Genomic DNA, 13,081 nt, shown 5'->3' with positions numbered 1-13,081 from the left:
CTCCCCCGCCCTCCGAAGGAAGGAACCCCATGACGACGACGCTGAACCCCGCAGACACCTCCACGTGGCTGCCGCTGGAGGGACTCGCCCCCGGCTTCGACGCCAACAAGGCCCCGCACAGCACAGCGCTGAGCGGCCGCGAGATCACCGTGGTCGACGGCCGCGGCACCCGCATCGTGCACCGCTTCGACGACTCCACCGTCACGTGGGACTACCGCCCCGGCGCCGACGACAGCACCGAGGCCGCGAGCGACACCGACGACTACGAGGCGTTCGAGGTCGACGACGAGCTGTACTTCGTGCAGTTCCACCACCGCTACCTGCCGAACGAGGCCGTGTCGCTGATCCTCGACCTGCGGCACGGGCGCTCGCTGGCCGTGATCTCCGACATCCTCCCCGCCCCCGAGCAGGGCCGCACGCGCGTGCAGCACCACTTCGCGCCGGGCACCATCGAGGGCACGGAGGTGACCGGCGCCGAGGCCGCCCCGACCACGACGCTCATCGGACGTCGCGTGGAGTGGGTGTACAGCGAGGAGCACGCCTACGAGCACGTGTACCTGTCGCCGCGGTGGTACTCGTGGCAGTGCCTCGCCGGCCCGGAGCGCGGCCTGGCCGACACCGACGAGAACAGCGTGTGGGAGGTGCGACCGGGCATCTACGTGTTCGCGTGGCGCGAGAAGGTCATCCCGTGCGCGTCGGTCACCATCGCCGACCACCGTGACGTGAACGCGATCCGCTCGCACGGCGTGCTGTTCGGCCTGGACGAGTCGGGCGAGGTGCCGACGCACTTCACGTTCGGCGCCTACGGACGGCTGCTGTCGACCACGCACCACACGCCCGAGCTCGAGCCCGCGACCTTCGGAGACGCCTGACATGAGCGACGTCGCCGACCTCATCGTCACCGGTTCCACGATCCGCACGGCCGATCGGACGCGGCCCCGCGCCGAGGCCTTCGCCGTGCGCGACGGGCGGATCCTCGCCATCGGCGACCGCGCCGACGTGGAGGGCCTCCGCGGGCGCCGCACACGGACGCTCGAGGTCGGCGACGCCGCCGTGTATCCGGGCTTCGTCGATGTGCACAACCATCACGCGCTCGCCGGACGCACCGAGCTGTTCGAGCTGTCGCTGGCGCCGTCGCTGAGCCTCGACGAGATCCTGGACCGGGTGCGCGAGAAGGCGGCGACGCTGCCGGAGGACGCGTGGATCGTCGGCGGCGCCGTGGCCACCACCCTGCTGCCGACCCTCGCGAACACCGCGACCCGGCGGCGGCTCGACGAGGCGGCGGGCGGGCGCCCGGTCGCGCTCATGGAGGACTCCCGGCACAACCGCTGGGCGAACAGCCGGGCGCTGGAGCTGGCGGGCATCACCGCCGGCAGCATCCCGGCGGGCGGCGTCACGCTGCTCGACCCCGACGACGGCACCCCGACCGGCGTGCTGCTGGAGGCGGCGGGCATCCCGGTGCAGGAGGCGTACGACCGCAGCGGCGGACTCACCCCGGAGCAGCACGCGGCCGCCTCCCGCCGCGGCGTCGAGCTGCTGAACTCGTTCGGGATCACGGCCTTCCAGGACGCGGGGGTCTCGGTCGACATCCTGGCCGCGCTCGCCGGGCTCGACCGCGCGGACGAGCTCCACGCGTGGGTGGTGTCGTCGCTGCTCATCAACGACGAGATCTTCGGCTTCGACCCGATCGGCAGTCCCCTGCTCGACCGCGGCGAGGAGTATCGCACCGCCCACCACCGGCCGGACTTCGTGAAGATCTTCCTCGACGGCGTGCCGCCCGCGCGCACCGCCTCGTTCCTCGACCCGTACCCCGCCGACCCGGTGCACGGTGCGCACTTCCACGGCGAGACGACCATGACCCTCGACGAGCTCACCGGCTGGCTGCGCACGGTCGCCGCGCGCGGCCTGGGCGCCAAGGTGCACTGCACGGGCGACGGCTCGGCGCGGCTCGTGCTCGACGCCGCGGAGCAGCTCAGGGCGGAGGGGTTCACCACGCCCGTGCAGATCGCGCACGGGCAGTTCCTCGCCGAGAGCGACATCCCGCGGCTGGCGGCGCTCGACGTCTCGGCCGACATCTCGCCCTTCATCTGGTACCCGGGCGTGATCCCGCAGGCGCTGGCCGACGTGCTGGGTGCGCGGGCCGAGCACTCGCAGCCCAACCGGTCGCTGCTCGACGCGGGCGCTCTCGTCGCCGGCGGTTCGGACTGGCCGGTGAGCGAGTCGCCGAACACCCTGGAGGGACTGCAGGGTCTGGTGACCCGCGCCGATCCGCTCCGACGCGCGCCGGGCACGCTGTGGCCGGAGCAGGCGCTCACGGCCGAGGAGGCGCTGGAGGTGTTCACGATCAACGCCGCGACCGCGATGGGTCTCGGCGCCGAGACGGGCTCCCTCACGCCGGGCAAGTCCGCGGACTTCGTGGTGCTGGAGCGCGACGCGATCGCCGGGCCCGCCGAGGAGATCGTGCACACGGAGGTCGTGTCGACCTGGTTCGCCGGGCGTCCCGTGCACGAGCGCTGAGCGGCGGATGCGCCGCTACGATGAGGCCATGCGCCGCTTCCCCGCCTCCGTCTACCGCGTGGGCGAGGAGCCCGATCCGCGGTTCTCGCTCGCGAACGAGCGCACGTTCCTGGCCTGGACCCGCACCGGACTCGCGCTGATCGCGGGCGGTGTGGCCCTGGAGGTGCTGGGGCTCGACCTGCACCCGGGATTCCGGCTCGCGGCGTCGCTGCTGCTGATGGTCGCGGGCACCGCTGTCGCTCCCCTCGCGTGGTTCGAGTGGATGCGGGCCGAGCGGGCGCTGCGCCAGTCGCGGCCGCTGCCCGGGGCGCTCTCCGCCGTGCTGCTCGCGGTGGTCGTGGTGACGGTCGGCCTGCTCGTCCTCGCGGGCGTGCTGTGGCGCTGACGGGGCGGCGGCCTTGATGCGGCGGGGGGCGGCGGAACCGGATCGCCTGTACGACCCGGGGCTGCAGCCCGAGCGCACGGAGCTCGCCTGGCGGCGCACGGCCCTGGCGATCGCGATCGGCTCGCTGCTGTCGCTGCGGGTGTTCCCGCTCGTGCTGCCCCCGGCCGCGGGGGCCTGGGGCGTCGTGCCGGGGATCCTCGGGGTGGCCACGGCCTGCGTGCTGTGGGTCGCGGCGCGACGGCGTCAGGCGCGTACGACCGCGGTGCTGACGGAACGCGCGACCGGACCCCTGCCCGGCGGAGGGCTGCCGCTGCTGCTGACCGTGTTCGCGAGCGGCTTCGGCGTGGTGGCGCTCGGGCTCGTCGCGGTCGCGCAGCTCACGGCCTGAGCCGCGGGCACCGGTGGGGCCGGCCCGGGTCGTGCCCCTCCCGCCTGCGGTCGGTCCGGTGCGGGCGTCCCGGACGAACCCGGTGCGATCGGCGCCGGCGACCCCTCAGACGTCGGCGCCGACCGCGGTCCCGGTCAGTCGGCGACCGCCAGCACGGCCCGTCCGACGGCTCGCAGCTCGGTCGCGTCATGCGTCGACCGCTGTCCGGGCACGTAGCGCACCCGCCGCAGCTCACCGCTGCGGAACGGGAAGGAACGGTGCCGCTCGTGCAGCTCCCAGTCGACCGGGCCGCCGTAGTCGTAGCCGACGCTGATGCCCGTGAACGGCGCCATCCCGAGCAGCATCGGCACGTCGTCGATGCGGGCGACCTCGGCGCCGTCCACGTCGAGCGCGACCCGCCACCGCAGTCCCGGCCGCTCGTCCACGCGCAACACCAGCTCGTGCGACCCCGGAGCGAGCCGGGGGCCGTCCGCCCGGTGCATCGCCCCGTACGCGTTGTACGCCAGCAGCGGCGCGCGGTCGTCGAGCGCGAGCAGGTAACCGCCGCCCTGGTCGCCGTGCGCCACGATCACGCCCGCCGCATCGTCGCGCACGACCACGTCGACCTCGACCAGGAACGACCGCAGCACGGTGAGCTTGGACGACCGGAACCGCTCCAGCGGGGGGCGGAACGGGATGAGGTCGACCGGAGCCGACAGGGGCTCCTCGGTGTCGGGCCGCAGCCGGAACAGGGCGCCCTCGTCGTCGAGCGGGAACACGGTGTTGCGCCAGGCCTCCGCGTGCCACCGCGCCGCGAGGGCCCGGACGCGTTCCCGGTGCAGGGCCGCCACGTCGCGGGTCTCGGTGGGGTCGGCGGCGAGGTCGTACAGCTCCCACACCCCGCCCTCCGGCCCCTCGTCGCGCGTCGGGGGCACGGTCGACAGCGCCTTCCAGCCGCCCTCGACGATCGCCCGCCGTCCGACGCACTCGAAGTACTGCGCCTCCCGGCCGTCGGCCGCGGGGTCGGCGAGCACGGACGCGATGCTGCCGCCGTCCATCTCGAGTGCCGGCCGTCCGTGCCGCTCGTCGAGCGGGGGCACGCCGCACAGCTCCAGGATCGTCGGGGCGAGGTCCGACACGAACACGAACTGATCGCGCAGGCCGCCCGTCATGGGGGCGTCGGGCCACGACACGATCAGCGGCGCGTGCACCCCGCCCTCGTAGGTCGTGGCCTTGAACGAGCGGAACGGCGTGTTCGACACGCGCGCCCATCCGGTCGGGTACTGCCCGAACAGCCGCGGGCCGCCGATGTCGTCCACGTCGCGCGGCACGTCGCGCACCCAGCCGTCGGGCATCGCCCCGGAGGCGCCGAACTGGGCGAAGTAGCTGCGGGTGCCCGTCGGGCCGCCCTCCGCGGTGCCGCCGTTGTCGCTCGCGAGCACCACGAGGGTGTTGTCCCACTCGCCGCTGCGCTCCAGGCGCGCGCGCAGCCGCCCCACGCTCTGGTCGATCTCGTCGACCGCGGCCGCGTACACCTCCATGTGCCGGGCGAACAGCCGCTGCTCCTCGGGGTCGAGCGCGTCCCACGCGGGGATGCTCGCGCCGTCGGCGAGCGGGTCGGGCGGCAGCTCGGCGTGCGGGGGCACGATGCCGCGCTCGCGCTGCCGGGCGAACCGCTGCTCGCGCATCCGGTTCCAGCCGTCCTCGTAGCGGCCGCGGTACTTCTCGATGTCGGCCTCCTTGGCCTGGATCGGCCCGTGCACCGAGGTGTGCGCGTAGTAGAGGAAGAAGGGGCGGTCGGGCTCGTTCACGCGCAGGTCGTCGATCATGCCGATCGCACGGTCGGTCAGCTCGTCGGTGAGGAAGAACCCGTCGGGGAACTCGCGCACGTCCACCACGGAGTTGTCCTGCACGAGCCGGTGCGGGTGGTGCAGCGAGGTGAAGCCGTCCATGCTCCCGAAGTACCGGTCGAACCCGCGCTGCAGCGGCCAGGTGCGGCGGTCGGCGCCGTCGTGCAGCCGCGACTCCAGCGTCAGGTGCCACTTGCCGACCATGAAGGTCGCGTAGCCGCCGGCGCGCAGCGATTCCGCGAGGGTGGGGGCCGCCGCGGGCAGCTCGCACGAGAAGCCGGGGTAGCCGGGGTCGACGTGCGCCACGAACCCGAACCCCGCGCGGTGCGGGTTGAGCCCGGTGAGCAGCGCCGCCCGCGCCGGGGAGCACATCGGCGCGGTGCGGTAGTTCGTGAACACCCAGCCGTCGTCGGCGAGGGCGTCGATGTGGGGCGTGTCGATCTCGCTGCCGAACGGGCCGAGGTCGCTGAAACCCAGGTCGTCGATCAGCATCACGATCACGTTCGGCGCCCCCGGCCGCGCCCGCCGCGGCTCGGGCCACCACGGCTCCGACTCCGACGTGAACTCCGCCGCCGTGCCCTCGAAGCCCTCATAGCCGCGGGCATCTGCGGCCGCCATTCAGCCGGCCCTCCGGATCAGCTCGAAGATGCGCGTGCGCAGCTCCGCGAACGCCGGGAGCGCCCGCGTGGTCAGCTGGTCGCGCGGGCCGAGGTCGATGTCGATGATCTCGGTGACCTTGGCCGGCCGCTCGCCCAGCACCACGACCCGGTCGGACAGGTACACGGCCTCGTCGATGTCGTGGGTGACGATCACGATGGTCATGCCGAACTGCTCGCGGATCCGCAGGCACAGGTCCTCCAGCTCGAAGCGCGTCTGCGCGTCGACCGAGGCGAAGGGCTCGTCCATCACCAGCACCTCGGGCCGGTAGGCGATCGCCCGGGCGATGGCGACGCGCTGCTGCATGCCGCCCGACAGCTGCCACGGGAACTTCGCCTCGGCACCGGAGAGGCCGACCGCGGCGAGCGCGGCGCCGATCCGCTCCTCGCGCTCCGCGGCGGGCAGACGCAGGTGCTTCAGGGGCAGCCGCACGTTCTTCTCCACGGTGAGCCACGGCATGAGCGAGCGCGTGTACTCCTGGAACACGAGGGCCATCTCCTGCGGCGGGCCGTCGATGGGCACGCCGTCGATCGCGGCACTGCCTGCGGTGATGCCCTGGAGCCCGGTGAGGCACTTGAGCAGCGTGGTCTTGCCGATGCCGGACGGGCCGACGATGCAGCACACCTCGCCGGCGCGCACGTCGAACGTGAGGTCGGCGATCACCGGCACGAGGCCGTTGCGGGTCTGGTACGACTTGGCGAGTCCGTCGACGCGCAGGCGCACGGGGGCGCTCTCGATGGTGGTCATGCGTTCTTCTCCTGTTGCTGGGAGGCGATGTACCAGCGCAGCACGCGGCGCCGGAAGAGGGTGAACAGGGCGGTGGCGGCGTAGCCGATGATGCCGAGCACGAGGATGCCCGCCCACATGTCGGGGATCGCGAACGACTGCTGCGCGAGCAGGGTCGCCGCTCCCAGTCCGGTGGAGGAGCCGAGCATCTCGCTCGCGATCATCACGACGAACGCGGTGATGAGACTGACCTGCATGCCGGACAGGATGCGCGGCCCCGCGGCGGGCAGCATCACGGAGAACAGCCGCTCGGGGCCGGTCAGCCGGTAGACGCGGCTGACCATGTCGAGCGTCGGCTCCCCCGCCCGCACCCCGTCGATGGTCGAGATGAGGATCGGGAACACCGCGGCGAGGGTGATCGAGAGGATGCGGGTCTCGGTGCCGAAGCCGATCAGCGACACGAAGATCGGCACGAGCGCGACGGGCGGGATCGCGCGGAAGAAGTGCACGGTCGGCTCCACCAGCCAGCTGAGCGGACGGATGAGCCCGAGCACCAGGCCGAGCAGCACGCCGATCACGGTCGCCAGCACGAACGACAGCGCGAGGTTGCCGACCGAGGAGGCGACGTCGACCAGGAACGCCGGCGTCTGCGCGAGCTGCCACAGGCGCTGGAGGATCACCTGCAGCGGCGGGAAGAACGCGTTGGTCGAGGCTGCGGAGGCGACCCACCACAGCACGAGCAGCAGCACAGGCACGGCGATCTCCGCACCGATCAGCACGCCCCGCGGGAGGCCGCCCTGGCCGCGCCTCCTGGACAGGCGCGAGGGGGTCTGGATCGAGGTGGTCAGGGTCATCACACGACCTGCTTCCGGTACTGGGGGTGCCAGTGCAGCAGCCGCCGCTCGCCCCACTGGCTCAGTCCCTGCACGAGCAGGCCGAGCACGCCGAGGAGGAGCACGTAGGCGAACAGCTGCGCCTGGTTGCCGCTGATCTGCGACAGCAGCAGGCTCTGGCCGAGACCGGGTCCGCCGCCGAGCAGCCCGGCCACGACCGCGACCACGAGCGAGGTGGGCGCCGCGACGCGGATCGCGGTGCCGATGTAGGGCAGGGCGCTGGGCAGCACGATGCGGCCGAGGATCTCGCCGCGCCCCATGCCGTACGAACGCCCGGTCGCCCTGGCCACCGGATCGGTGTCGAAGACGCCGGCGGAGGCCTGCACGGCGATCGCGATGAAGCAGCCGAAGAACACCAGGAAGATCCCCATGCCCAGGGTGGGCCCGAGCACGAGCACCACCACGGGCAGGATCACGATCGGCGGGATCGGCTTGAGGAACTCGAGGGGCACGCGGGTGGCGTGCATCGCCAGGGGCGAGGTGCCGATCGCGACGCCCAGCACCACGCCGATCACGATGGCGAGCACGAGCCCGACGAGCGCCATGGTGAGGGTGTCGCCGAGCGCGGTCCAGGTCGCGGGGGTGCCGAGCAGGCGTACGGCCTCGCCGATCGCGGCGGTCGCGGGCGGCAGCGGGGAGTCGGCGAGGGGTCCGGCGGTCGCGGACCACTCCCAGAGGGCCAGCGCCGCGAGGACGCCGACCGCTCCGACGAGGGGTGGGACGAGGGGGGAACGGGTCATGGTGCTCACTCCGCGGCGACGACGACGCCCTCGAGGTCGACCGGGGACGGCAGGAAGCCGAGCTTCCCGAGCTTCTCGTTCACGCGCTCGAGGTCGATCGGGGCGACCTCGGCGGGCCAGAACGGGAGCTTGACCTCGTCGACCGTGAGCGTCGAGCCGGTGGCGTCGATGCCGGCCTGGATCGCGTCCTCCGGATGCTCGTTCGCGTAGGCGTTGCTCTTGGCGATGGCCCGCTGGAACGCGGCGATCGCATCGGCCTTGCCCGAGAGGGTGCTCTCCCCCGTGGTCCACAGTCCGACGGCACCCTCCTCGAAGAAGCCGACCGACGGGGCGGAGACGAACGTCGCCCCGGCCGCGGCGGCCTCGCCGGTGAACGGGCTCACGAGGCCCGCCGCGTCGACGGTGCCGCTCTTGAGCGCCGCGACCGCGGAGGTGAAGTCGAGCACGACCCACTCGACCGAGGAGGGATCGACGCCGGCGCGGTCGAGGGCATCGGTGATCACGACCTCCAGCTGCGCCTTGCGGGCCGGGATGGCGATGGTCGCGCCCTCCAGGTCGGCGACGTCGGTGATGCCGCTCGCCGCGGAGGCGTAGAGGCCGGTGTCGTCGACCTCGGCCGGGTCCTCGGCGTCGGCCGCGCCGTCGACGTAGCCGTCGGCGGGAGCCACGACCTTGAGCGGCACCCCGCTCGCGAGCGCGTTGAGCAGCGGGATGCTGGGGGCGTAGGCGATGTCGACCTGGCCGCTCTGCGCGGCGGCGAGGCCCGCGGGCGGGTTGGCGACCACCGACGTCTCGATCGCCAGGCCCTCGTCCTCGAAGAAGCCCTGCTCCTGTCCGAGCAGCAGCGCCCCGTCGGAGACGAGTCCGATGGTGGCGACCTTGAGGGTGGTCAGCTCGCCGCCCGCGCCCGAGCCGGAGCCGGAGTCGGCCGGGGACGACGTGCACGCGGCCAGCGCGAGCACTCCCGCCGCGGCGACCACTCCGGCCGCCCGTCGTGCGAGTCGATTCATGTTCATGGAGAACTCCTCTTCGAGTTAGTCACCGGCTGGTGATTTTAAAGATCGTACTCGTGCCCTGCAGGGCTGCGGTTACGATCGGGTTACATTAGTCACCGAATGGTGACGAAAAAGGTCATGCAGATGAGGGTTGATGCAGAGGGGGATATCGATGCCGAAGATCGTCGACCACGACGAGCGCCGCGACCACATCGCCGACGCCGCCACACAGGTCATCATCCGGGTGGGATTCGACAAGCTCACCATGCGGGAGATCGCGACCGAGGCGGGGTACGCGCACGGCGCGATCGCCCGGTACTTCCCCGACAAGCGCAGTGTGCTCACCGCCGCGTTCCTCCGGCTGTACACGCTCGCGAACGACCGCATCCACGCGCGCATCGAGGGCGTGCGGGGGCTGGAGGCCCTGGAGCGCATGTGCCGCGAGATCCTGCCCTACAGCCCGAACGGCCCGCTGTACGCGAAGGTCGTGATCGCTTTCTGGGACCACGCCTCGCAGGACGAGGAGGTCACGCGCATCCACCGCGTGAACAACCTGCACTGGCGCGACCTGTTCCGCCAGTGCCTGATCGAGGCGCGCGACGACGGCGAGCTGGCCGACCACGTCGACATCGAGACGGCGGTCAACGAGATCGCGTCCCGCAACGCCGGCTGGCAGATGATCTCGGTGCTGATGCCGGACTCCGCGGGGGACGGACGGCTGAACGACGCGCTCGACGCACTGCTGTCGATGCTGCGCCGCCCGGCCGCCCCGCCCTCCCGCTGATCGCACCGCGCCCTCCCCCGTCAGCCCGCCAGGACGAAGCGCGCGCCGCGCTCCCCGATCATGGCGGCCGGTGCGTTCGTGTTGCCGGTGGGGACCGTGGGCATGACCGAGGCGTCGACGACGCGGAGGCCGTCGATGCCGCGCACCCGCAGCTGCGGATCCACCACGGCCTCGGCGTCGGAGCCCATGCGGCACGTGCCGACCTGGTGGTGGTAGGTGATGGCGGTGCGGCGCACCCAGTCCTCGACCGCGTCGTCGGGCACGTCCGGCCCCGGGTAGACCTCGGTCGCGCCCCACTCCTCGGCGAGCGCCGGCCGGGTGCCGATGCGGCGGCACTGGCGCACGGAGGCGGCGAGGGCGTCGGCGTCGCGCTGGTCTTCGAGGGCGGCGAGGTCGATCGCGGGCGGGTCGGCGAGCCGCGGCCCGGTGAGCCGGAGCGACCCGCGGCTGTACGGCGTGACGAGACCGGCCATGAGGGTGAAGCCGTCGCTGCCGCGCGGCTCCAGCTCGCCCCACATCGGCACGGAGAAGTGGATGGGCTGGGTGTCGGGTTCGGGCAGGCCCTCGCGGCTCCGCCAGAACAGGTGGCTCTGGGTCACGGAGACACCGGGCTGCGGCGGGCCGACGGGCTTCTTCCCGGTGGCGAAGATCACGGGCGACAGCAGGTGGTCGTGCAGGTTCCTGCCCACGCCGGGCGCGTCGAGCACCACGGGGATGCCGAGTGCGTCGAGCTCGTCGGCCGGGCCGATGCCGGAGCGCAGCAGGATCACCGGCGTGCCGATCGCGCCTGCCGCGAGGATCACCTCGTCGGCGCGCACCTCCTCCGTCTCCTCCCCCTCGCCCAGCCGCACGCCGACCGCGCGGCCGTCGTGCACGATCACGGAGTGCACCTCGCGGCCGGTGAGGATGGTGAGCTGCTCGGCGATCGGCTGCGCGTACGCGGTCCACGTGTTCACGCGGCGCCCGTCGCGCATCGTCACCTGCTCCTGCGAGACCCCGTCGAGCACACCGCCGTTGTAGTTCGGGTTGTGCGGCAGGCCCTCCTGCACGGCCGCCTCGATGATCGACGCCTGGATCGGCGAGAGCGGATAGTCGTCGGTGACCGGGAGCAGGTCGTTCTCGATCGCGGCGAACACCGGCTCCACGTCGGCCCAGCTCCAGCCCGTGGCGCCCTCGCGGTCCCAGCGGTCGTAGTCGGACGCGGCGCCGCGCACCCAGATCATCGCGTTGAGCGCGTGCGACCCGCCCGTGACCTTGCCGCGGGGCAGGTGCAGTCGACGGCCTCCCGCATGGGGCTGCGGCACCGTGAAGAAGTCCCAGTCCTCGGCCGAGTGCCACAGCTCCCCCGCACGGGACGGGTCGTGGATGGCCGGGTTGGTGTCGTAGCCGCCCGCCTCGATCAGCGTGACCGCCACGCCCGCATCGCTGAGGCGCCGCGCGACGATCGCGCCCGACGTGCCGGCGCCCACGACGATCGCGGACCGGATCGCGGGCTGCTCCGACTCCGGGTTCACGGCCGCGCCCGGGTTCACGGTCACGCCCGGGTCCTCGGTCACGCCCGGGTTCACGGTCACGCCCGGGTCCTCGGCCGCGCCCGGGTTCACTGCCGCGCCCGGGTCCTCGGTCACGCCCGGGTTCTCGGCTGCCACGGTCAGGCCTTGCGCCCGGGGCCGGACACGACCTGGGTGACCGCGACCGACTTGAGGCCCTCGACGCCGAACTCCAGACCGTAGCCGGAGCTCTTGACGCCGCCGAACGGCACCATCGGGTGCAGGCCGCCGTGCGAGTTGATCCACACGGTGCCGGACTGCATGCGCGACGCGGCCTCGCGGGCGGCCTCGGGGTCGCTCGACCACACGGACGCGCCGAGGCCGACGTCGAGCGCGTTGGCGAGCTCGAACGCCTCGTCCACGTCGCTGTAGCGGATGACGGGCAGCGCCGGGCCGAACTGCTCTTCCTGCACGAGCGCGGCGTCGTTGTCGATGTCAGCCACGATCGTCGGGCGGTAGAACAGCTCGCCGAGGTCGGATGCGGGCTCGCCGCCGGTGACGATCCGGGCGCCGCGGCTCTTCGCGTCTTCCACGAGCCGGCTGACGATGTCGAACTGCGGGCGGTTCTGCAGCGGCCCGAGCACGTTGCCCTCGTCGAGACCGTTGCCCATGGGCACCTGCTCGGCGATCGCGGCGAGTGCGTTCACCACGTCGTCGTAGATCGAGTCGTGCACGTAGAGGCGCTTCATGGCGGCGCAGGTCTGGCCGGTGTTGATGAAGGCGCCCCAGAACAGGTCTTCGGCGATCGCGGCGGCGTCGGTGCCGGGGAGCACGATGCCGGCGTCGTTGCCGCCCAGCTCGAGGGTGAGGCGGGCGAGGTTGCCTGCGGAGCTCTCGATGATGCGGCGGCCGGTCGCGGTGGAGCCGGTGAACATGATCTTGTCGATGTCGGGGTGGGAGGCCAGTCGCGCACCGACCTCGCGGTCGCCGGAGATGCCGATGAGCACATCCGCGGGCAGCACCTCGTTCATGACGGCCAGCATCGCGAGCACGCTCAGCGGGGTGTACTCGCTGGGCTTCGCGACGACCGTGTTGCCCATGCGCAGCGACGGCCCGATCTGCCAGATGGTGATCATGAGGGGCCAGTTCCACGGGCCGATCGCGCCGACGACGCCCGCCGCCTTGTACACGAGCTCGGCGTGCAGGGTCTCGTCGTCGACCAGCACCTGGGGTTCGAGCACGGTGGTGGCGTTGGTGCGCAGCCACGCGGAGCAGGCCCCCAGCTCGAAGCGCGCGTTCGGGCCGTTGAGCGGCTTGCCCTGCTCGCGCGACAGCAGATAGGCGAGGCCCTCCGCGTTGGCGTCGATCGCGTCGGCCGCGGCCAGGAGGAGTTCGCTGCGCTTCTCGTGTCCGAGGGCTTCCCATGCGGGCTGCGCTGCCTTGGCGCGGGCGATCGCATCGTCGAGGTCGGCGACCGTCGCGACGGGGGCGCGGCCGATGACCTCCCGGGTCGCGGCGTCCGGGATCTCCCGGCCGGCACCCTCCGGCGCCTGGATGCGGTCGAGCAGAGCGGCGGCTGCGGACGCGGCGGAATCGGTGGATCCCGAGTCGACGGCTACGGGAACGGCGGAATCGGACATCGGTGTCTCTCCTTCGGCGGGTCACGGCGCGGACGCC

At 72.7% G+C, this 13,081-nt stretch carries 12 protein-coding genes; 5 read left to right on the top strand and 7 right to left on the bottom strand.

Annotated features, from left to right (window positions below; genetic code table 11):
- The first annotated feature begins 29 nt into the window (after nt 1-29).
- The 4 genes from KZC56_RS10335 to KZC56_RS10320 are packed head-to-tail and all read left to right on the top strand — an operon-like array spanning nt 30 to nt 3,290.
- Nucleotides 30-872, top strand: a complete 843-nt coding sequence (locus tag KZC56_RS10335; protein ID WP_136036980.1) for a molybdenum cofactor biosynthesis F family protein — start codon at nt 30-32, stop codon at nt 870-872.
- Nucleotide 873: 1 nt separating this feature from the next.
- The gene (locus tag KZC56_RS10330) at nt 874-2,517 is read left to right on the top strand and encodes an amidohydrolase (protein ID WP_247638503.1); all 1,644 of its coding nucleotides are present in this window, start codon (nt 874-876) and stop codon (nt 2,515-2,517) included.
- 28 nt (nt 2,518-2,545) lie between these two features.
- Nucleotides 2,546-2,902, top strand: coding sequence for a YidH family protein (locus tag KZC56_RS10325; protein WP_136029142.1), 357 nt, complete (start codon nt 2,546-2,548; stop codon nt 2,900-2,902).
- Between the two features lie 16 nt (nt 2,903-2,918).
- Nucleotides 2,919-3,290 carry a DUF202 domain-containing protein gene (locus KZC56_RS10320; protein WP_247638879.1) on the top strand — a complete coding sequence of 124 codons (372 nt, stop codon included), beginning with the start codon at nt 2,919-2,921 and terminating at the stop codon, nt 3,288-3,290.
- Between the two features lie 134 nt (nt 3,291-3,424).
- On the opposite strand, the gene KZC56_RS10315 is transcribed toward KZC56_RS10320, so the two are convergent.
- The 5 genes from KZC56_RS10315 to KZC56_RS10295 are packed head-to-tail and all read right to left on the bottom strand — an operon-like array spanning nt 3,425 to nt 9,151.
- Nucleotides 3,425-5,737, bottom strand: coding sequence for an arylsulfatase (locus KZC56_RS10315; RefSeq protein WP_247638502.1), 2,313 nt, complete (start codon nt 5,735-5,737; stop codon nt 3,425-3,427).
- Complete coding sequence (locus KZC56_RS10310) at nt 5,738-6,523, bottom strand: ABC transporter ATP-binding protein (RefSeq protein WP_136029137.1); 786 nt, start codon at nt 6,521-6,523, stop codon at nt 5,738-5,740. It lies immediately after the preceding gene.
- On the bottom strand, nt 6,520-7,356 hold the full coding sequence (locus tag KZC56_RS10305) for an ABC transporter permease (RefSeq protein ID WP_136029135.1): 837 nt from the start codon (nt 7,354-7,356) through the stop codon (nt 6,520-6,522). Before KZC56_RS10305 ends, KZC56_RS10310 begins: the two co-directional genes overlap by 4 nt.
- Nucleotides 7,356-8,135: an ABC transporter permease gene (locus KZC56_RS10300; protein ID WP_136029132.1), complete on the bottom strand. Its 780-nt coding sequence runs from the start codon at nt 8,133-8,135 to the stop codon at nt 7,356-7,358. Before KZC56_RS10300 ends, KZC56_RS10305 begins: the two co-directional genes overlap by 1 nt.
- 5 nt (nt 8,136-8,140) lie before the next feature.
- Nucleotides 8,141-9,151, bottom strand: coding sequence for an ABC transporter substrate-binding protein (locus tag KZC56_RS10295; RefSeq protein ID WP_136035329.1), 1,011 nt, complete (start codon nt 9,149-9,151; stop codon nt 8,141-8,143).
- Nucleotides 9,152-9,302: 151 nt separating this feature from the next.
- Between KZC56_RS10295 and KZC56_RS10290 the strand changes: the two genes are divergently transcribed.
- Entirely contained in the window at nt 9,303-9,914 is a 612-nt protein-coding gene (locus KZC56_RS10290) for a TetR/AcrR family transcriptional regulator (RefSeq protein ID WP_136035330.1), read from the top strand.
- Between the two features lie 20 nt (nt 9,915-9,934).
- On the opposite strand, the gene KZC56_RS10285 is transcribed toward KZC56_RS10290, so the two are convergent.
- Together KZC56_RS10285 and KZC56_RS10280 are read right to left on the bottom strand one after the other, a co-directional pair.
- Nucleotides 9,935-11,401: a GMC family oxidoreductase gene (locus tag KZC56_RS10285; protein ID WP_136035332.1), complete on the bottom strand. Its 1,467-nt coding sequence runs from the start codon at nt 11,399-11,401 to the stop codon at nt 9,935-9,937.
- 164 nt (nt 11,402-11,565) lie between these two features.
- A complete protein-coding gene (locus KZC56_RS10280; RefSeq protein ID WP_206251592.1) occupies nt 11,566-13,044 on the bottom strand; it encodes an aldehyde dehydrogenase family protein in 1,479 nt (492 codons plus the stop codon).
- Nucleotides 13,045-13,081 lie beyond the last annotated feature (37 nt).

Source organism: Microbacterium sufflavum (genome assembly GCF_023091155.1).
Classification (GTDB): domain Bacteria; phylum Actinomycetota; class Actinomycetes; order Actinomycetales; family Microbacteriaceae; genus Microbacterium; species Microbacterium sufflavum.
This window is presented reverse-complemented; position numbering and strand designations above follow the sequence as displayed.

What these genes read in the sequence shown, in the direction of transcription:
- KZC56_RS10335 (WP_136036980.1), top strand. Translation starts at nt 30, where the DNA reads ATGACGACGACGCTGAACCCCGCAGACACCTCCACGTGGCTGCCGCTG.
- KZC56_RS10330 (WP_247638503.1), top strand. Translation starts at nt 874, where the DNA reads ATGAGCGACGTCGCCGACCTCATCGTCACCGGTTCCACGATCCGCACG.
- KZC56_RS10325 (WP_136029142.1), top strand. Translation starts at nt 2,546, where the DNA reads ATGCGCCGCTTCCCCGCCTCCGTCTACCGCGTGGGCGAGGAGCCCGAT.
- KZC56_RS10320 (WP_247638879.1), top strand. Translation starts at nt 2,919, where the DNA reads ATGCGGCGGGGGGCGGCGGAACCGGATCGCCTGTACGACCCGGGGCTG.
- KZC56_RS10315 (WP_247638502.1), bottom strand. Translation starts at nt 5,737, where the DNA reads ATGGCGGCCGCAGATGCCCGCGGCTATGAGGGCTTCGAGGGCACGGCG.
- KZC56_RS10310 (WP_136029137.1), bottom strand. Translation starts at nt 6,523, where the DNA reads ATGACCACCATCGAGAGCGCCCCCGTGCGCCTGCGCGTCGACGGACTC.
- KZC56_RS10305 (WP_136029135.1), bottom strand. Translation starts at nt 7,356, where the DNA reads ATGACCCTGACCACCTCGATCCAGACCCCCTCGCGCCTGTCCAGGAGG.
- KZC56_RS10300 (WP_136029132.1), bottom strand. Translation starts at nt 8,135, where the DNA reads ATGACCCGTTCCCCCCTCGTCCCACCCCTCGTCGGAGCGGTCGGCGTC.
- KZC56_RS10295 (WP_136035329.1), bottom strand. Translation starts at nt 9,151, where the DNA reads ATGAACATGAATCGACTCGCACGACGGGCGGCCGGAGTGGTCGCCGCG.
- KZC56_RS10290 (WP_136035330.1), top strand. Translation starts at nt 9,303, where the DNA reads ATGCCGAAGATCGTCGACCACGACGAGCGCCGCGACCACATCGCCGAC.
- KZC56_RS10280 (WP_206251592.1), bottom strand. Translation starts at nt 13,044, where the DNA reads ATGTCCGATTCCGCCGTTCCCGTAGCCGTCGACTCGGGATCCACCGAT.